This window comes from Vibrio fujianensis (assembly GCF_002749895.1).
In the GTDB taxonomy this organism is placed as follows: Bacteria; Pseudomonadota; Gammaproteobacteria; order Enterobacterales; family Vibrionaceae; genus Vibrio; species Vibrio fujianensis.
This window is the reverse complement of the sequence record NZ_NBUS01000043.1, coordinates 186583-204151: the sequence shown is the minus strand read 5'-3', so window position 1 is coordinate 204151 and position 17569 is coordinate 186583. Positions and strand designations below refer to the sequence as shown.

The window sequence follows — 17569 nt, the reverse complement described above, 5'->3', positions numbered from 1 at the left end:
TACCGTGGTAATCAAGGTGATCACGGCTTAGGTTAGAAAAGACACCAGCCACAAAAGGAACAGCCCTTACCCGTCCCTGGATTAAACCATGAGATGATACCTCCATCGCAGTATAAGTTGCGCCGGCATCAGCGAATTCACGTAATGTCGCTTGTACGTCTATAGCATTGCCCGTGGTATTTTGGCTCGCTTGTAATGATGATAAAAAACCATTGCCAGTCGTACCCATCACGGCCGATTTTTGTCCAATCGCCTCAAGCCATTGAGCGATTAACTGGCTAATAGTCGTTTTACCATTGGTGCCTGTCACTGCAATGACTTGATTGTGATGGCCGCCATACACTCGCCCAGCCAGTTCAGATAACATATCAGGTAATGCCTCAAGAAAAAGAACGGGCACCGAATCTCTCAATTGTAATAAGCCATGCGCAGCCTCTTCACTCGCTTGGGCTAAAACTAACTGTGCGCCTTGCGCAATCGCTTTATCGATAAATTGCCGCCCATCAACAGAGTGTCCTTGAATCGCAATAAAAGTATCACCTAACCTGATATGACGGCTGTCCAACTTTAAGTGCTGGATACGCAAAGCATCTAAACGTGAATCATTGACGCAAAGCCAAGGAGCAAGTAATTGAGCTAAAGAGAGGGAAGTATTCATCCGTTATTCCATATCGTGCGCATAATTGACTGGCTAATTTGATGATTGAAAGCGGTTTTCATCAGGGGCGATATTTAAAATTTGTAACGCTCCTTGCATGATTTCAGAAAATACAGGGCCAGCCACTGCACCACCATAATAAGAATCCCCTTGCGGTTCATTCACCATCACCACTAACGAAATGCGAGGGTCACTCACCGGAGCAACCCCTGCGGTATAAGCAAAATATTCGTCACTATAACCACCAGCAACGGCTTTCCGTGATGTGCCAGACTTAGCGGCAATACGATAACCAGGAACAGCAGCTTGAGTGGCTGTCCCTCCCTGTTGAGTGACGGTTTCTAACATGGTGAGCACCTGCTTGGCATATTGCTCTTCAACCACTCGCTGCGCCAAATTTTGTTGATTACTATCAATAATATGCACCGGCTGATAAACACCTAAATTACCTAATGTGGCATAAGCATGAGCAAGTTGAATGGGGGTAATGGAAATGCCATAACCAAATGCTAACGTGGCAATTTCAAAGGGAGACCAACGCCGACGATTAGGAAAAATACCGCTGCTTTCACCGACGAGATTTAACCCTGACACTTCACCAAGCCCAACCGCACTGTACATTGCGAGTAAGTCCTCAAGTGGCATACCTAACGCTAATTTCGCAACGCCTACATTGCTCGATTTTTTCAAGATCAGCTGTAAGTTTGCTTTGCCAACCTTAGATGTGTCTCTGACTCGACTCCCACCGACCTGCATAACCCCATCACCAGTATCAATAATCGTGGTCTCATCAGCCGTACCGTTGGCTAATGCCGTCAAAACCACAAACGGTTTGACGGTTGATCCAGGTTCAAATGCATCGGTAATCACTCGGTTACGCATTTTAAAACTTTGCCAATCACTACGATTATTCGGGTTATAGGAAGGCGCATTGACCATAGCTAACACCGCGCCCGTTTTGACATCAAGCATCACCGCAGAGGCAGAGGTCGCCCGATAATCGGCCATGGCTTGCTTTACCGCACGAAAAGCAATCGCCTGTAAGCGTTGATCAATGGTTAATGGTAATGGTTTACCTTCTTCTCGTTCTTCTAAGGCAATATTTTCAACCACACGACCATAACGATCTTTGCGAATAATGCTCTTGCCAGCTTCTCCAGTAAGCCATTTGTCATAACTGCGCTCTACCCCTTCTAAACCATGACCATCAATACCAGTCACACCGATCAAGTGAGCACTAACTTCTCCAGCAGGATAATAGCGACGAGATTCTGATTTTAGCCCAACGCCCGTGAGCTTAAGCTCACGAATGTATTTCGCCATCGCGGGACTGACTTGACGCTGTAAATAAACAAAGCGACGAGTTTGGTTGGTTTCGATTTTTTTTAGCATTTCTTGTCGATCCAGCCCAAGTACATCCGCTAAGGCATGCCACCTATCTTTCTCAACCAAACCGCCTTGTTTAAAGATTGTTACCGGATCAGCCCACACGGCTTCAACAGGAACACTAACGGCTAAGGCTTCACCATTCCGATCAGAAATAATGCCGCGAGCTGAATGTAAAGTTTCCGCTCGAACAGAACGTAGATCACCTTCACGAATCAAGTTATCCGGCTCAATGATTTGAATAAACGCAAGTCGACTTACCAGAGCACCAAAGGCCAACAACACAAAAAAAATAATGAGAAAAAATCGCCAGCGGATAAATACCGGAGACGATTTTTCTGTTGTCTTCGCCTTCAAATTTGATTGGGCTTTTTTCTTTGATGGCGTTTTACTCATTTCAACTCAATCACAACCTCTTTATCAGCATCCGGTCGCTTCATCGTTAGTTCCTTGCTTGCTAAGTCCTGTACTCGGCTGTGCTCAGATAAAGCGGTTTCTTCTAAAATTAAATTTCGCCATTCATTGTCTAGATGATCTCGCTGTTGCAACGCAATGTTTTTCTCGGTGATCGATTGACGAGTATGATGTGTGGTAAAGACAATGACCATGGCGCTCACGAAGATAGTCATCATGAGCAGAAGCGGTAGTCGACCTACCGTCAATAGGTCGAGGGCGATTAATTTAGTGAGATTCGGTTGAGATGACGACATAGTAACGTTAAAGTTTTTCGGCTACACGTAACACTGAACTTCGTGAACGTGGATTCAGTGATACTTCATGCTCAGAAGGTTTAATCGCTTTGCCGATCGTTTTCAATTTCGCTCGCCCAAGTGCGCTAATTTGAGCTTCAGTCAGTGGAATACCATGTGGAACTTCAGGGCCTTTACTCTCTTTACGGATAAAGCGTTTGACCATTCTATCTTCCAATGAGTGAAAGCTAATAACAGAAAGCCGGCCTTCGGGAGCCAGAATATTGGCTGCACCTTGTAAAGCGGTATCAATCTCTTCCAATTCACTATTGATATAAATTCGGAATGCTTGAAATGCGCGAGTCGCGGGATGTTTTTTCTCTTTAAAACTCTTAGGCGCAGCTTCTGAAATCAACTTCGCTAACTGACTGGTTCGGGTCAGTGGTTCATTCTCTGGATTTTCTTGATAGGCGATGATGGCTTTGGCAATGCGCCTAGCATGTTTATCTTCACCAAATTCCCGAATAACCCAAGTGATATCGTCAAGATCAGCTTCCAATAACCATTGCGAAACAGGAATACCTGAACTGGGATCCATGCGCATATCCAGTGGACCATCCTTCATAAAGCTAAATCCACGCTCAGCATCATCAAGCTGTGGTGAGGAAACCCCCAAATCAAACAGCACACCATCCACTTTGCCTTGTAACCCATATTGGATCGCATATTGAGCAATGCCAGAAAAAGGACCATGAATAATGGTAAAACGCGGATCGTCTATTTTTTTTGCTTCTGCAATCGCCTGTGGATCGCGGTCAATACTATATAAGCGCCCATTTTCACCAAGTTGAGATAAAATAGTCCGGCTATGCCCTCCCCGGCCAAAAGTTCCATCGATGTAAATTCCATCCGGTTTAATAGCAAGCCCTTCGATAGATTCATGAAGCAGCACCGAAATATGTTGGAAAGATTCAGTCATAAGATTCTCGTTTCGCTCAGTTAAGCGGCCTTGGTGATTAAGTTAGTGTACCGATTTTCCACTTCATCGCTACCCATAAACATAGATAGGACGTGACATTGCGCTAAGTTTAATGGTTTTACCATCGACTAAGTCAATAAAAAGCAAAAAACCCATTATAACCGAGGGCTATAATGGGTCTGAATAGGTGGAGTCGACGTATAAGCCGGGTTCTGTTCCGCTTGCGCGGTAGTAGCCATTCCTCTAGGCCAGCAATCACTCACTGGCTCAAGCAACCTACCCGCCTCCTAACGCGAGCAACGCTATGTGGAAGCCTATTTGGTCTTGCTCCGGGTGGAGTTTACCTTGCTACGAACTGTTGCCAGACGCACGGTGCGCTCTTACCGCACCCTTTCACCCTTACCTGATCCCCGAAGGGCCATCGGCGGTCTTCTCTCTGCTGCACTTGTCGTAGGCTTGCGCCCCCCAGGCGTTACCTGGCACCCTGCTCTATGGAGCCCGGACTTTCCTCCCCCTCATCAGTCTCCCTAACACACGGTTAAGGGACGTCAATAAGGCAGCGACTACCCAGTCAACTCCGAGCACGGATTCTATAGATAACCACAGAGGCTGTCTAGCAACAATCCAAACATCAGACAGAAATCAGATTAACCGTTCAAAAAAACATCACGATGATAAATGATCCAACCCCCATTTATATAAGGCGTTTTTTTTCAAATTATAAATTTCTGCCGCTAAGGCTGCTGCTTTTTTCAGTGGTAACTCTTTCGTTAAGATGGCTAATGCTCTTAAGGCTTGATCCGGCAATGCGTTATTTTTTTCTTCTCGATGACCATGAATAAGCAATACCATCTCGCCACGTTTACGATTTTCATCTTCTTCTATCCAGGTGATCAATTCACCAAGTGGTAAGCCTTGAATCGTTTCAAAGGTTTTAGTCAGTTCACGAGCGAGCACCACCTGACGATCTGGCCCAAGGATTTCTAACATATCTCGCAAAGATTCACTAATACGATGTGGCGACTCATAAAAAATACAGGTTCGCTCTGCTTTAGCGATCTCTAACAATTTATCTTTACGACCTTTGCTTTTAGCCGGAAGAAAACCTTCAAAGCTAAACCTATCAGAAGGTAAACCAGAGGCACTTAATGCGGTAATCACGGCACAAGCGCCAGGAAGAGGGACAACTTTTACACCCGCTTGACGACATTGCGTGACTAAATGATAACCTGGATCACTAATCAGAGGCGTCCCTGCATCGGAAACGAGCGCAATAGAAAAACCTGACAATAATTTATCAACTAACACTTGAGCTTTTTGCTGTTCGTTGTGATCATGCAAGGCAAACGTCTTCGTTTGAATATTGAAGTGAGCCAATAATTTACCAGTATGACGCGTATCTTCCGCTGCGATAACATCAACACGGGAAAGTACATCGAGTGCTCGCTGAGTTATATCGCCTAAATTGCCAATCGGCGTGGGAACGATATAGAGCGTTGGGACCTCAGCAAGCAAGGTTTTGTTATCTGTCATTTGTTTACCATCACTTCAACAATTAATATAGAGACCATCTTACACGGAATAATGAAAGAACTCATGGCTATGAAGAACCATCAGAGACGCAGTGTAACACGCTTACTTACTCCTGTTGCATTGGCGATCATGCTTGCAGCTTGTTCAACGACCTCTTCGATTCCTGAATCGGTCGATATTACCAGCCAACCTGAACTGGCAACACAAACGTATCTCATGCGGGCGGATAGCAGCCAAGGTCAATTGCAAAATGACTGGTTAATCATGGCATTAAAATCTGCGGTTGCTGAAGGAGAAAGCACACAAGCAGAATTACTGATTCGTCGGCTTTCTAAACAGCACTTAACCACATCACAGCAAGCCGAGTGGCAATTGGCCAGAGCCCAGTTATTGGTTAACCATGAGCAGTATCAGCAAGCCTTAGCTCAGCTGAATTTCAAAGCAAACTGGTCAGTGGCCCCTCAACAGTGGCAAACTTACCATCAATTAAGAGCCGATATTTTTACTACGCTTAATCGAGCGTTTGACTCTAGCCGAGAACTGGTGGCCCTTTATGATCTTACTCCCGTCGAGCAGCAAGAAGCGATTGCGGATCAAATTTGGCTAAACCTCAATCATTATTCTAGTTACGCCATTACTAAATTTTCAGCACAACCTGATGAAGAGATCTTAGACGGCTGGTTACAACTCACTATTTATGTCAAAACATTGGCTAACGATTTACCTCAACTAAAAAATACCTTAGAAAAGTGGTTAAACGAAAACCCTCAGCATCCCGCAGCACAATATACGCCTCAGGCCATCCAAGATATTTTAGCGCTTGATCTGGTTCAACCAACTCATACCGCTCTTTTATTACCGTTAACAGGCCGCTTTGCTAAGCAAGCTCAATTAATTCGTGACGGGTTTATTATGGCAATGATGAATGACTCACAACGTCAGCCTGATGCCACATTGACCATTTTAGATACCAATGCAGAAACATTAGAATCGATTGATACTATCCTGACACAAAAGAAAATAGACTTTATTGTCGGGCCATTGGTCAAAGATAATATAGAAAAATTGCAATCATTCCAGAAACAACGCGGGCAAAGCATTCCGACCTTAGCCTTAAATATTCCAGAACAAATGGATGAACAAGCCAACACTTGTTATTTAACGCTATCTCCCGAGCAAGAAGTTGCGCAAGCTGCGAAATACTTATTTAGTCAAGGCTACCAATATCCATTAGTTCTCGCGCCACAAGGCAGCTATGGCGAACGTGTGGTTGATGCATTTACACAAGAGTGGCGTAAGTTCAGCAAAAATGCCGTAACCAGTAACCTATTCGGAGACAAACGGCAGTTACAACGCAATATTAACCGTGTTTTTGGTCTACAGGACAGCCAGCAAAATATAGCACAAATGAATGCATTATTAGGCATGAGTTTTGAGAGCCAACCGCGTAGTCGTAGAGACATTGATGCCGTATATATTGCCGCCAGTAGTTCAGATCTTATTCTAATTAAACCTTTTATTGAGGTCGCTATAAACCCAGATACTCGGCCACCGAAACTATTTTCTAATTCAACCAGTCATGCTAGCGGTCGTCAGTTTGAAGACCTTTCTGGCATCACTTACAGTGATATTCCATTACTGATCCAGCCCACACAAAGCATCGCCAAGCAGGTTGACCAGTTATGGCCCAAATCGTCGAATGCGGATCGCCGCTTACAAGCCCTGGGTATGGATGCCTATCGATTAATGGTGGAACTCCCACAGATGAAAGTAGTCCAAGGTTACACGATTCAAGGCCAAACCGGCCTACTTGGTATCGATGAGCAGTGTGTTGTACAACGAGAAATTAGTTGGGCTGAACATGGGGCTCTTTAGCCACCGAGAAACCGGACAACATTACGAGCAATTGGCGGCAGAATATTTAAGCCGCCAAGGGCTAAAGATTTTAGAACAAAATTTCCACGCACGAAGCGGTGAATTGGATTTGATCATGCAAGATGGAGCCTGTTTGGTCTTTATTGAAGTCAAATATCGTAAAAATCAACATCATGGCCATGCTGCAGAAACCGTCACTCCCCGCAAACAAGCTCGCTTGATTAAAACCGCAAATTGGTGGATGCTCAAGCGTGGTTGCCACATCGAAAACACTGACTTTCGCTTTGATGTGGTTGCCATCCATCAACATGGCCAACACATTGAGTGGATAAAAAACGCAATTACCCAAGGATAATCCATGCTCGACAGCATAAAAGATAGTTTTACCGAAAGTATTCAAATTCAAATCGCCGCAGCAGAAGCTCTCCCGGATGCCATTATGCATGCCGCCCAAATTATGGTTGCTAGCTTGCTTAATGGCCAAAAAATTCTGTGCTGTGGCAATGGCGGCTCAGCAGCAAATGCCCAACAATTTGCCTCTTGCCTGCTTAATCGTTTTGAAACAGAGCGTCCTAGCCTTCCAGCAATGGCACTCACCGCAGACAACACCACCTTAACTGCAGTAGCCAATGACTATCACTATCAAGAAATATTTTCTAAACAAGTGAGAGCATTTGGACAAACTGGTGACATTCTACTCGCGATATCGACTAGCGGTAACAGCAAGAATATCATCAAAGCGATGGAAGCAGCCGTTACGCGTGACATGACGATTATCGCGTTAACCGGTAAAGATGGAGGCGAAATGGCAGGGTTGTTAGGCGAAAATGACGTCGAAATTCGGATTCCGTCCCATCGAACAGCGCGTATCCATGAAGTACATATGGTCACATTACACTGTTTATGTGATCTCATTGACCAAGTTTTATTTCCAGCTCATGAAGAGTAAATCATGAAAAATTTACGGTTTTTCCACTTATATCTATTGCCAATACTATTAATCCTTCCGATCCTGTCTGGCTGTGCCGGACTCTTTGTCGCAGGAGCAGCGACCACCGTTAATATCGCAACCGATCCTCGTACAACAACTGAAATCTGGCAGGATCAGAATCTCGCGCTCGAGATCACCGGGCTAAGTAACAAACCACCATATCGAGGAGAAATGCGTATTACGGCTTATGCATTTCGAGGATCAGTCGTGCTAATCGGCCAATCGCTCAATACTGAATTACTCAATCAATTTATCCAGCAAGCCAAGCAAATAAAAGGGGTGAATAAATTACACGATCAAGTCAGAATAACAGAGCCTCTTTCTTTTGCTAAAATTAGTAACGACAGCTGGGTAACAACCAAAGTCAAATCCGCTTTATTAGCAAAATCCGAACTCAATGGGGTAAAAGTTTCCGTTATCACGGAAGATCGCGAAGTATTCTTATTTGGTTATATCACTCGAGAGCATGCAGAGATTGCTACCGATGTTGCGCGCCACGTATCTGGAGTTAAACAGGTCATTAAAGCGTTTGAATATGCTGATTAAATGGGTGCTCGTTTCGATCAGGTTATAATTAGCTCAACCAAATAAAAAAGCAGCGTCATTGCTGCTTTTTTATTTCAATCACTTAATCACCCGAAGACTCGGCCTACCTTGAGGCTTAGGAGATTCATCAATCGATGAGTGTTCAGAACGGTCAACGTCTTCAGCGGAATTATCATGATTGATCTCATCAAGCACCTGTTGGTAAGCAGGTTCAGGATCAAACATTGTTCCAGCGCCGTTTTCACGTGCATAGATCGCTTGTACCGCATACAAGGGCACAATCACCAACTGAGGTCGACCACCAAATCGAGCACTGAAGGTGACCTCATCATTACCCAACTCCAAATTGCCTACAGCACGAGGAGCCACATTCAAAATGATTTGCCCATCTTGCACGTATTCCATCGGCACTCGAACACCATTTAAGGTCGCATCGACAACCAAATGAGGGGTTAATTCATTTTCGAGTAACCAATCGTAAAAGGCACGAAGTATAAATGGTCGACGAGGTGTCATTTGTTCAATATTCATCACACACCTATTAACGAGACAGGCGCATCTCACGCTCTGCTTCGGTTAGCGAAGCAAGGAATGAGTCACGTTCGAATACGCGATTCATATAAACTTTCAGCTCTTTTGAGCCCGGACCAATTAATTCAATCCCTAAGACAGGTAAACGCCATAGCAGCGGCGCTAAATAACAGTCAATAAGGCTAAATTCTTCACTCATAAAATACTCATACTCGGCGAATACGGGAGCTAGAGTAAGAAGATCATTGCGTAATTTGTTACGTGCTGCTTCCGCTTCACTCGCATTACCATTAACAATTTTTTCCGCCAGTGAATACCAGTTTCTTTCTACACGATAGATCATAAGACGGCTATTACCACGAGCCACGGGATAAACTGGCATCAGGGGTGGATGAGGAAAACGCTCATCCAAATATTCCATAATGATTTTTGAGTCATAAAGCGCAAGCTCACGGTCAACTAGAGTAGGGACCGACTTGTATGGATTCAGTTCAATCAGTTCACCTGGTAGGTTATCTTCATCAACCAGTTCAACTTCAACACTGACACCTTTTTCGGCCAGCACAATACGTACCTGATGGCTATACATATCAGACGCACTTGAAAATAGAGTCATCACAGAACGTTTATTGGCAGCTACAGCCATGGAGCCCTCCAGCACACACTTACAAATATAAAAAACAATGGAGGCTTAGCCTCCATTGATGATTCGATGAATCAAAAATTAGCATGGCATAATAGCACAATTAGTGCACATCACGCCAATACTCTTTCTTCAAGGCAATCACAACTATCGCGAATAACACCAGAAACCCCATTACCCACCAACCTAATGTTTGTCTTTCTAATTTGACCGGCTCACCGGAGTACTCCAAAAAATTCACCAAATCACGAACCGCATTATCATACTCTTCCGCATTCAACTCACCATTACCTTTCGACTTAATCCCAACGACAGTTTTCACTACTTCGCCATCTACGCTATGAGTAGCAAAAATGGGTTCTGGCGTTCCTTGCAGCTCTTCAAGCACATGAGGCATTCCGACACTAGGAAAGACAATATTATTCACGCCAAAAGGTCGACTTGGATCGACATAAAAAGAACGTAGGTAAGTGTACAGCCAATCTACCCCTCGAACTCGAGCAACCAAGGTTAAATCTGGTGGTGGTGCTCCAAACCATTGTGCGGCCGACTTTTCAGGGATCGCATTAATCATCAACTCACCAATTTTTGTTTGTGGATCAAAAATCAAGTTTTCTTTCATTAGATCATGCGGGATACCAAGATCGTCCGCCACGCGTTCATAACGCTGATATTGTGTTGCATGGCAACCAAAGCAGTAATTCATAAACAACTTGGCACCATTTTGCAATGAAGCTTTATCGCGTAAATCATTGTTCGCTTTATCCAACACGACATTAACTCCAGCAGCTATGGCTAATGAAGGTAACAGTGCAAACAACATTACAATCCATTTTTTCATTTGAATGTCACCCTCGTTGGTAGCGGCTTCGTTGCCTCATTTTTGCTGTAGAAGAACAACAAAACAAAGAACATAAAGTAGCCTAAGCTAAACAGCTGAGCTAGCAATGTATAGGTTGGTGTTGCAGGTAAAGCGCCTAATATCCCTAAGGCAATAAAACTGATGGTGAATTGAATAATATTAATTAAATGAAATTTACTACGGTAGCGGTACGAACGGACTTTGCAGCGATCCAGCCATGGTAATAAAAACAGCATAACGATGGATGCCCCCATTGCAATGACACCAAGCAACTTATCAGGAACAGCACGCAAAATGGCATAAAAGGGCGTGAAATACCAAACAGGAGCAATATGTTCCGGTGTTTTTAATGGATTAGCAGCTTCGAAGTTAGGCGGCTCAAGAAAATATCCCCCCATCTCCGGATTAAAAAACAGAACGTAACAAAATAGAAATAGGAAACCCGCGACACCAATAAGATCTTTCACCGTACCATAAGGGTGAAAAGGAATTGAATCAATGATGTCGTATTTCTTGGTATAATATTCGTGGAATTTAAACTGTGACTGATAATGCTCGCCCATTGCCCCTTTAGGCAATTTGGTCTCAATGCCATCAGGGTTATTTGAACCAACCTCATGCAACGCCAAGATGTGCAACACAATAAGCAATAATAGTACAATCGGCAACGCTATTACATGTAAGGCAAAAAAGCGGTTAAGTGTTGCTCCAGAGATCACATAATCTCCGCGAATCCATAAGGTAAGGTCATCGCCAATCACAGGTATTGCGCCGAATAGTGAAATAATCACCTGAGCGCCCCAATACGACATTTGCCCCCAAGGTAATAAATAGCCCATAAAAGCTTCTGCCATCAACACAAGGAAGATCAGCATGCCAAAAATCCACAATAATTCTCGTGGTTTTTGGTACGAACCATAAATCAGACCGCGATACATATGCAGATAAATCACGACAAAAAAAGCCGAAGCTCCTGTTGAGTGCATATAGCGCAACAACCAACCATACTCAACATCTCGCATAATATATTCAACCGATGCAAAGGCACCATCACCGGAAGGAACATAATTCATAGTGAGCCAGATGCCGGTTAAAAGCTGGTTAACCAACACCAACATCGCTAAAGAGCCAAATAAATACCAAAAGTTAAAGTTCTTTGGCATTGGGTATTCAGAAAGGTGTTTTTTATACGCATTCATAGCCGGTATGCGTTTTTCCACCCAATCAAGTAGCGCTTGCATTATGCCTCCCCACTTTCATCTAGGCCGATAATTATTTGAGTCTCACTAAGATACATGTGTTTAGGGACAACCAAATTGAGTGGTGCAGGTACACTTTGGAATACACGGCCTGCCATATCAAACTTAGAGCCATGGCAAGGGCAGAAAAAACCAGCTCTTACCCCTTTAACTTGCTCATTAAATGAATCAGGTAAATAAGTGGGTGAGCAACCTAAATGAGTACAAATTCCTACTGCAACAAAATATTCTGGTTTAATCGAACGGTAAGTATTTTGTGCGTAATCTGGCTGCTGCTGCTCTTGAGAGTTTGGATCTCGCAACTGTGTATCATGATTTTTAAGGCTATCGACAACCGTTTGCGAACGCCGAACGACCCATACTGGATTGCCTCGCCACTCGACACGAACCATTTGCCCTTCTTCGAGTTTACTCACATCGACTTCAACAGGAGCCCCTGCTGCTTTGGCTTTTGCACTTGGATTCCAAGATTTAATAAAGGGTACAGCCACTGCGACTGCTCCTAAACCACCGACAACGGCTGTTGTTGCAGTTAAGAACCGTCTGCGACCATGATTTAAAGGCGCATTGCTCATCCAGACATTCTCCCACTTGCTCCTTATGGATTGCTGCTATTCCGTTTAAGAGCATGGCTAACAAAAATACTAATTAGTTGTATTTATTTGATAGCAAATGATAAATAAAACCCCACTTTTTGACAAGATAAAGCTACCTTTTATTAACATTCATCGAATAATTCGTATGTGAAGTCACATAAAGGGGCCCGACTCAAAAGAATACGGCGAGTTTAATAACCAAATGGAATGGATAACAAAGGAACGAGGAGCAATATCCACGAAGGCTAGCATACTGGAAAGGAATATAGAGGAAATTAAAAAACAAAAAGCTCGGTATAAAACCGAGCTTTGCAACCACAATTCAACCGAAGTTGAAAAACAATAATCTTGAAAAGATTAACGTTTAGAGAATTGTGGACGACGACGTGCTTTACGTAGACCAACTTTCTTACGTTCAACGCGACGAGCATCGCGAGTCACATAGCCAGCTGCACGTAGAGCAGGACGTAGAGATTCATCGTATTCCATCAGAGCGCGAGTGATACCGTGACGGATAGCACCTGCTTGACCAGAAATACCACCACCTTTAACAGTGATGTATAGATCAAGTTTCTCTGTCATTTCAACTAACTCTAGAGGTTGTTTCACAACCATACGAGAAGTTGGACGACCGAAGTATTCATCAAGGCTACGCTTGTTGATTACGATGTTGCCGCTGCCTGGTTTAATGAAAACACGCGCAGCTGAGCTTTTGCGACGGCCAGTGCCGTAGTATTGATTCTCTGCCATTTCCGAAATCCCCAATTAGATGTCTAGTACTTTTGGTTGTTGAGCAGCATGGTTGTGCTCAGCGCCAGCGTAAACTTTTAGCTTACGGTACATAGCTCGGCCTAGAGGACCACGTGGAAGCATACCTTTAACCGCTAGCTCAAGTACCATTTCAGGCTTACGTTCGATCAGCTTTTCAAAGCTGAAAGATTTTAGGCCACCTGGGAACTCAGAGTGACGGTAGTACATTTTGTCTTTAGCCTTGTTACCAGTTACAGTAACTTTTTCCGCATTAACCACGATGATGTAATCACCAGTGTCAACGTGTGGAGTGTACTCAGCTTTGTGTTTGCCACGTAGACGAGATGCAATTTCACTTGCTAGACGACCAAGAGTTTTACCTTCAGCGTCTACAATATACCAGTCGCGTTTTACAGTTTCTGGTTTAGCAACGAAAGTTTTCATGCTAATAATAACCCGTTAATTAAAATTTACACTTAAAGGAGCACATTTGCTCCCACTGTCTAAGAGCCCAGACATCACCCCTTCGAGTGGATGGCACTCTCGGCCTAAAAAGACCTGCAGTAACGGTGGGTCGCAGGATTATAGAGAAGAGCGCAGAAAAAATCACCTTTTTTTGTGTAAAAACACAAAAAATTCTTCCTCAGCTGCTTTTTATTTCTTTGTTATGGTAGATGTGGTTTTGCTAAATAATCATAGCTTTGCATTTCAATTAATCGGGATTGACAACGTTTAAATTCAAAATTGAGTCGCCCTTCTGTGTACAATTTATCTAATGACACTTGCGCAGAAATAATCAATTTAACGTGGCGTTCGTAAAACTCATCTACCAAAGCGATAAAACGTCGAGCAGCATCGTCAGATAATGCTCCCATTTGCTTCACCTCAGCCAATAATACCGTATGATAAAGGCGTGATAGCTCAATATAATCATTTGCACTACGAGCCGTTTGGCATAGTTGCGCAAAAGTGGCAAAAAGAACCCCATCACTAGCTTGGAGAACCGATATCTGGCGGTGGTTAACCTCAATTTCATTGCCTGTGTTTTTATCTCTACCGGTTAATTGCTTGTAGTAATTATTCAGGTTGTCTTGTGCTTTTTGATCAAGAGGATAGTGATAAATTTCAGCTTGAGTTAATGTTCTTAATCGGTAATCGATACCATTATCAATATTAAACACCAAGCAATACTCTTCAATTAAATCTATCGCGGGGAGAAAACGAGCTCGCTGTAGGCCATTACGATACAATTCATGAGGAGGAATATTAGACGTTGCCACTAACACAACCCCTCGTTTAAATAAGGCTTGTAATAACGTTGCCAAGATCATTGCATCAGTAATATCTGACACAAAAAATTCATCGAAGCAGATCACTGTGGCTTCCTGACTAAATTTATCAGCAACCCGCTCCAGCGGATCACTGACCTCTTGCAGTTGTTTCAGTTCATCATGTACTCGATACATAAAACGATGAAAATGAACTCGCATTTTGTGTTCACTGGGTAACGCATCAAAAAAGGTGTCCATCAAATAGGTTTTGCCACGCCCTACGCCCCCCCAAAAATAAAGCCCTTTTGGAGCGGGTAGCGTTGCTGTTTTTTTTCCAAACCATTGCTGCCAAAAGGATGGTTTTATCACTGACTGGGAGAAAAATTCCATCAATTGATGATAGAGAGAATCCAGTGCATCAATCGCACGAGCTTGCGAATCATCTTGTTGAAAACCGGAGCGTTTTAGATCTTGTTCATATCGTTGTTTCGGTGTCATGACTGTCTACTACATCTATAAAGGGCAGAAACTGCCATCTAGCGCACATGCATTTTGCTTTATCCAACAGAGCTCTCATAGTAACATGTCTCACAAGCATGTGTAACCAGCTAGTAAAAAACATGTTAAATAACAACAATAAGGAGTCGTTATGCCTTGGATCTATGCCGTTGTCGGGCTATTAGTGGGGATGGTGGTTGGGATTGTCATTGCTCGTCTTACCACACCACACTATAAAAATCAGAAATCTCTACAAAAAGAATTAGATAACACAAAGTTTGCCATGGAACAGCAACGTCAAGAGCTAGCGGATCATTTTGCTCATACGGCAGAAATGCTCGATATACTGGGAAAAGATTACACCAAACTCTATCAGCATATGACAAAATCCTCTTCAGAGCTGCTTTCTAATCTCCCAGAGCAAGATAATCCATTTTTAAAAAAAATTGCGCAGCAAAATAAAGACACAGCAATATCAGAAGATAACGAGGAAAATCTAGAACAGCCCCCTAAGGATTATGCATTAGGTGCAACAGGCTTATTAAAAAATGAAGAAAAAGCCATCCTTCACTCTTCAGAGGTGATCAACAGTAAAACGAACTAGCCTTGCTTTAATTAAAGTACGGCCAAAGCGCAGTAAAAAGTAATGAACTTTGCAAAGGTTTTTAAGTCATAACTCTCATTCTGTCTGTTGAAGTTTTTATAAAAAGACACATATAAACGACATCAGGCTTTAATTCATTGAGGAGTGTTACGATGAAAAAACCTTTGCTTGTTTTCACAGCATTAACCTTAAGTTTAAGTTCCCTCATCACCCCGTTACAAGTCAGTGCTGCGTTGCCTCTCTCTGTACAAGGTGAGCAATTACCAAGCCTAGCCCCGATGCTAGAAAAAATCACCCCCGCAGTGGTTAGTATCGCAGTTGAAGGAACTCAGGTTTCTCGCCAGCGTATTCCCGATCAATTTCGCTTTTTCTTTGGCCCAGATTTCCCTACCGAACAGTTCCGTGAGCGCCCTTTCCGAGGGTTGGGCTCCGGCGTTATTATTGATGCTAAACAAGGTCATGTCGTGACCAATTATCATGTGATTAATGGTGCGGAAAAAATTCGAGTCCAACTGCATGATGGCCGAGAGTTTGATGCGGAACTGGTTGGTGGCGATCAAATGGCAGATATCGCGCTGCTAAAACTCAATAAGGCTAAATCACTCACTCAAATGCCGATTGCAGACTCAGACGCACTACGGGTCGGTGATTTTGCCGTTGCAATCGGTAACCCTTTTGGTCTAGGGCAAACGGTCACTTCCGGCATTATATCTGCTCTGGGTCGCAGCGGATTAAACATTGAAAACTTTGAAAACTTCATTCAAACCGATGCGGCGATCAACAGCGGCAACTCTGGCGGAGCATTAGTCAACCTAAACGGTGAATTAATTGGTATTAACACCGCCATTCTTGGTCCGAATGGCGGGAATGTTGGAATTGGTTTTGCAATTCCAGCCAATATGATGAAGAACCTCACCGACCAAATTTTAGAATTTGGTGAAGTAAAACGTGGCATGCTAGGGGTTCAAGGTGGAGAGGTATCTTCGGAATTAGCCGATGCTTTAGGTTACGAATCCAGTAAAGGCGCTTTTGTCAGCCAAGTGGTACCAGACAGCGCCGCAGACAAAGCTGGTTTAAAAGCCGGTGATATTATCGTTTCAATTAACGGTCGAAAAGTGGATACTTTTTCAGAACTGAGAGCCACGATTGCAACATTAGGCGCAGGTAAGCAGGTTAAACTCGGTGTCATTCGTGACGGTAAAGAAAAGACCTACCATGTCACGCTTGGTGAGCAAGCTAATAGTAAAACCAAAGCTGATAACCTACACCAAGGGCTGTCCGGTGCAGAACTCACTAATACGACAGAAAATGATGTCATCCAAGGGGTGAAAGTTACTCAAGTCGAAAAAGGATCTCCGGCGGAAGCTTATCAAATTCAAAAAGACGACATTATTATAGGAGTCAACCGTCAACGAGTCAGAAACATTGCAGAGTTGCGTGCAATTTTAGATAAATCTCCCTCAATATTAGCGCTTAATATTCAGCGAGGTGATCGGACTATCTATCTTGTTGTTCGGTAAAAAAGTGGATAAATAACATACAGCAAAGGGCAGGGTTATACTGCCCTTTTGTGATTTTTCTAAGCAATGTTATTCTTCATGTTTAATACCGGCCCATCAACTCTGTCAAACTGTATTGGTGGGAAAATAGCTATTGATGCGCAACCAAAGCGTATTACTACCAACAGACTTTTTGACTAATATAACCTATCTATATGGGTTAAACTCGTCTTATAACACTTTATTGATTTGGGGAAAACATGCTGAAATTTCTGGTTCGTTCTGTTGGATTTGGCTTGCTTGCTGCCATTGTGGTGATTCTCGCCGTTCCCTCTTTACGTGCCCCTATTTTTCCTCAAGCAAGTGAAGTTCCAACACACATAGGTTCATTGCAACTTT

The 17569-nt window shown here is 43.3% G+C and carries 19 protein-coding genes, 1 other RNA gene and 1 pseudogene; 7 read left to right on the top strand and 14 right to left on the bottom strand.

Features of this window, described 5'->3' with window-relative positions; translation table 11 throughout:
- From B7C60_RS19025 to rsmI, 6 genes are all read right to left on the bottom strand, one after another.
- The coding region (locus tag B7C60_RS19025) for a Mur ligase family protein (protein ID WP_245869273.1) at positions 1-658 on the bottom strand (658 nt) is incomplete at its 3' end.
- Between the two features lie 33 nt (positions 659-691).
- A complete protein-coding gene (locus B7C60_RS11790; RefSeq protein ID WP_099611817.1) occupies positions 692-2440 on the bottom strand; it encodes a penicillin-binding transpeptidase domain-containing protein in 1749 nt (582 codons plus the stop codon).
- Positions 2437-2754 carry a cell division protein FtsL gene (gene ftsL / locus B7C60_RS11785; RefSeq protein WP_099611816.1) on the bottom strand — a complete coding sequence of 106 codons (318 nt, stop codon included), beginning with the start codon at positions 2752-2754 and terminating at the stop codon, positions 2437-2439. Before ftsL ends, B7C60_RS11790 begins: the two co-directional genes overlap by 4 nt.
- A gap of 7 nt (positions 2755-2761) precedes the next feature.
- Entirely contained in the window at positions 2762-3712 is a 951-nt protein-coding gene (gene rsmH, locus B7C60_RS11780) for a 16S rRNA (cytosine(1402)-N(4))-methyltransferase RsmH (protein WP_099611815.1), read from the bottom strand.
- Between the two features lie 185 nt (positions 3713-3897).
- Positions 3898-4291: RNase P RNA component class A (gene rnpB, locus B7C60_RS11775), an RNA gene on the bottom strand.
- A gap of 87 nt (positions 4292-4378) precedes the next feature.
- Positions 4379-5245: a 16S rRNA (cytidine(1402)-2'-O)-methyltransferase gene (gene rsmI / locus B7C60_RS11770; protein WP_099611814.1), complete on the bottom strand. Its 867-nt coding sequence runs from the start codon at positions 5243-5245 to the stop codon at positions 4379-4381.
- 69 nt (positions 5246-5314) lie between these two features.
- On the opposite strand from rsmI, the gene B7C60_RS11765 reads away from it, so the two are divergent.
- The 4 genes from B7C60_RS11765 to B7C60_RS11750 are packed head-to-tail and all read left to right on the top strand — an operon-like array spanning position 5315 to position 8657.
- Positions 5315-7120, top strand: coding sequence for a penicillin-binding protein activator (locus B7C60_RS11765; protein WP_099612026.1), 1806 nt, complete (start codon positions 5315-5317; stop codon positions 7118-7120).
- Positions 7107-7475, top strand: coding sequence for a YraN family protein (locus B7C60_RS11760; RefSeq protein WP_099611813.1), 369 nt, complete (start codon positions 7107-7109; stop codon positions 7473-7475). The genes B7C60_RS11765 and B7C60_RS11760 overlap by 14 nt, the downstream gene beginning before the upstream one ends.
- Before the next feature lie 3 nt (positions 7476-7478).
- The gene (locus B7C60_RS11755) at positions 7479-8069 is read left to right on the top strand and encodes a phosphoheptose isomerase (protein ID WP_099611812.1); all 591 of its coding nucleotides are present in this window, start codon (positions 7479-7481) and stop codon (positions 8067-8069) included.
- A 3-nt stretch (positions 8070-8072) separates the two neighbouring features.
- Positions 8073-8657, top strand: a complete 585-nt coding sequence (locus B7C60_RS11750; RefSeq protein WP_099611811.1) for a BON domain-containing protein — start codon at positions 8073-8075, stop codon at positions 8655-8657.
- A gap of 78 nt (positions 8658-8735) precedes the next feature.
- Here B7C60_RS11750 and sspB read toward each other — a convergent pair whose 3' ends face one another.
- From sspB to zapE, 8 genes are all read right to left on the bottom strand, one after another.
- Positions 8736-9188 carry a ClpXP protease specificity-enhancing factor gene (gene sspB / locus B7C60_RS11745; protein WP_099611810.1) on the bottom strand — a complete coding sequence of 151 codons (453 nt, stop codon included), beginning with the start codon at positions 9186-9188 and terminating at the stop codon, positions 8736-8738.
- Positions 9189-9198: 10 nt separating this feature from the next.
- Positions 9199-9834, bottom strand: a complete 636-nt coding sequence (gene sspA, locus B7C60_RS11740; RefSeq protein WP_099611809.1) for a stringent starvation protein SspA — start codon at positions 9832-9834, stop codon at positions 9199-9201.
- A 100-nt stretch (positions 9835-9934) separates the two neighbouring features.
- Positions 9935-10672: a cytochrome c1 gene (locus tag B7C60_RS11735; protein WP_099611808.1), complete on the bottom strand. Its 738-nt coding sequence runs from the start codon at positions 10670-10672 to the stop codon at positions 9935-9937.
- A complete protein-coding gene (locus B7C60_RS11730; protein ID WP_099611807.1) occupies positions 10669-11934 on the bottom strand; it encodes a cytochrome b in 1266 nt (421 codons plus the stop codon). The genes B7C60_RS11735 and B7C60_RS11730 overlap by 4 nt, the downstream gene beginning before the upstream one ends.
- Positions 11934-12527 carry a ubiquinol-cytochrome c reductase iron-sulfur subunit gene (gene petA, locus B7C60_RS11725; protein ID WP_099611806.1) on the bottom strand — a complete coding sequence of 198 codons (594 nt, stop codon included), beginning with the start codon at positions 12525-12527 and terminating at the stop codon, positions 11934-11936. The genes B7C60_RS11730 and petA overlap by 1 nt, the downstream gene beginning before the upstream one ends.
- Positions 12528-12905: 378 nt before the next feature.
- A complete protein-coding gene (gene rpsI / locus B7C60_RS11720) occupies positions 12906-13298 on the bottom strand; it encodes a 30S ribosomal protein S9 (protein ID WP_078925572.1) in 393 nt (130 codons plus the stop codon).
- Positions 13299-13313: 15 nt separating this feature from the next.
- Complete coding sequence (rplM, locus tag B7C60_RS11715) at positions 13314-13742, bottom strand: 50S ribosomal protein L13 (protein ID WP_099611805.1); 429 nt, start codon at positions 13740-13742, stop codon at positions 13314-13316.
- A 221-nt stretch (positions 13743-13963) separates the two neighbouring features.
- Complete coding sequence (gene zapE, locus B7C60_RS11705; RefSeq protein WP_099611803.1) at positions 13964-15067, bottom strand: cell division protein ZapE; 1104 nt, start codon at positions 15065-15067, stop codon at positions 13964-13966.
- A gap of 151 nt (positions 15068-15218) precedes the next feature.
- Here zapE and zapG point away from each other — a divergent pair, with 151 nt between their 5' ends.
- The 3 genes and pseudogenes from zapG to B7C60_RS19020 form a co-directional block, all read left to right on the top strand.
- On the top strand, positions 15219-15671 hold the full coding sequence (gene zapG, locus B7C60_RS11700) for a Z-ring associated protein ZapG (RefSeq protein ID WP_099611802.1): 453 nt from the start codon (positions 15219-15221) through the stop codon (positions 15669-15671).
- 152 nt (positions 15672-15823) lie between these two features.
- Entirely contained in the window at positions 15824-17191 is a 1368-nt protein-coding gene (locus B7C60_RS11695; protein ID WP_099611801.1) for a Do family serine endopeptidase, read from the top strand.
- 239 nt (positions 17192-17430) lie between these two features.
- A pseudogene (locus tag B7C60_RS19020) lies at positions 17431-17569 on the top strand (outer membrane-stress sensor serine endopeptidase DegS); the annotation flags it as partial.

Excerpts from the sequence above, each read along its gene's own strand:
- B7C60_RS11790 (WP_099611817.1), bottom strand. The coding sequence starts at position 2,440 with ATGAGTAAAACGCCATCAAAGAAAAAAGCCCAATCAAATTTGAAGGCG.
- ftsL (WP_099611816.1), bottom strand. The coding sequence starts at position 2,754 with ATGTCGTCATCTCAACCGAATCTCACTAAATTAATCGCCCTCGACCTA.
- rsmH (WP_099611815.1), bottom strand. The coding sequence starts at position 3,712 with ATGACTGAATCTTTCCAACATATTTCGGTGCTGCTTCATGAATCTATC.
- rsmI (WP_099611814.1), bottom strand. The coding sequence starts at position 5,245 with ATGACAGATAACAAAACCTTGCTTGCTGAGGTCCCAACGCTCTATATC.
- B7C60_RS11765 (WP_099612026.1), top strand. The coding sequence starts at position 5,315 with ATGAAGAACCATCAGAGACGCAGTGTAACACGCTTACTTACTCCTGTT.
- B7C60_RS11760 (WP_099611813.1), top strand. The coding sequence starts at position 7,107 with ATGGGGCTCTTTAGCCACCGAGAAACCGGACAACATTACGAGCAATTG.
- B7C60_RS11755 (WP_099611812.1), top strand. The coding sequence starts at position 7,479 with ATGCTCGACAGCATAAAAGATAGTTTTACCGAAAGTATTCAAATTCAA.
- B7C60_RS11750 (WP_099611811.1), top strand. The coding sequence starts at position 8,073 with ATGAAAAATTTACGGTTTTTCCACTTATATCTATTGCCAATACTATTA.
- sspB (WP_099611810.1), bottom strand. The coding sequence starts at position 9,188 with ATGAATATTGAACAAATGACACCTCGTCGACCATTTATACTTCGTGCC.
- sspA (WP_099611809.1), bottom strand. The coding sequence starts at position 9,834 with ATGGCTGTAGCTGCCAATAAACGTTCTGTGATGACTCTATTTTCAAGT.
- B7C60_RS11735 (WP_099611808.1), bottom strand. The coding sequence starts at position 10,672 with ATGAAAAAATGGATTGTAATGTTGTTTGCACTGTTACCTTCATTAGCC.
- B7C60_RS11730 (WP_099611807.1), bottom strand. The coding sequence starts at position 11,934 with ATGCAAGCGCTACTTGATTGGGTGGAAAAACGCATACCGGCTATGAAT.
- petA (WP_099611806.1), bottom strand. The coding sequence starts at position 12,527 with ATGAGCAATGCGCCTTTAAATCATGGTCGCAGACGGTTCTTAACTGCA.
- rpsI (WP_078925572.1), bottom strand. The coding sequence starts at position 13,298 with ATGGCAGAGAATCAATACTACGGCACTGGCCGTCGCAAAAGCTCAGCT.
- rplM (WP_099611805.1), bottom strand. The coding sequence starts at position 13,742 with ATGAAAACTTTCGTTGCTAAACCAGAAACTGTAAAACGCGACTGGTAT.
- zapE (WP_099611803.1), bottom strand. The coding sequence starts at position 15,067 with ATGACACCGAAACAACGATATGAACAAGATCTAAAACGCTCCGGTTTT.
- zapG (WP_099611802.1), top strand. The coding sequence starts at position 15,219 with ATGCCTTGGATCTATGCCGTTGTCGGGCTATTAGTGGGGATGGTGGTT.
- B7C60_RS11695 (WP_099611801.1), top strand. The coding sequence starts at position 15,824 with ATGAAAAAACCTTTGCTTGTTTTCACAGCATTAACCTTAAGTTTAAGT.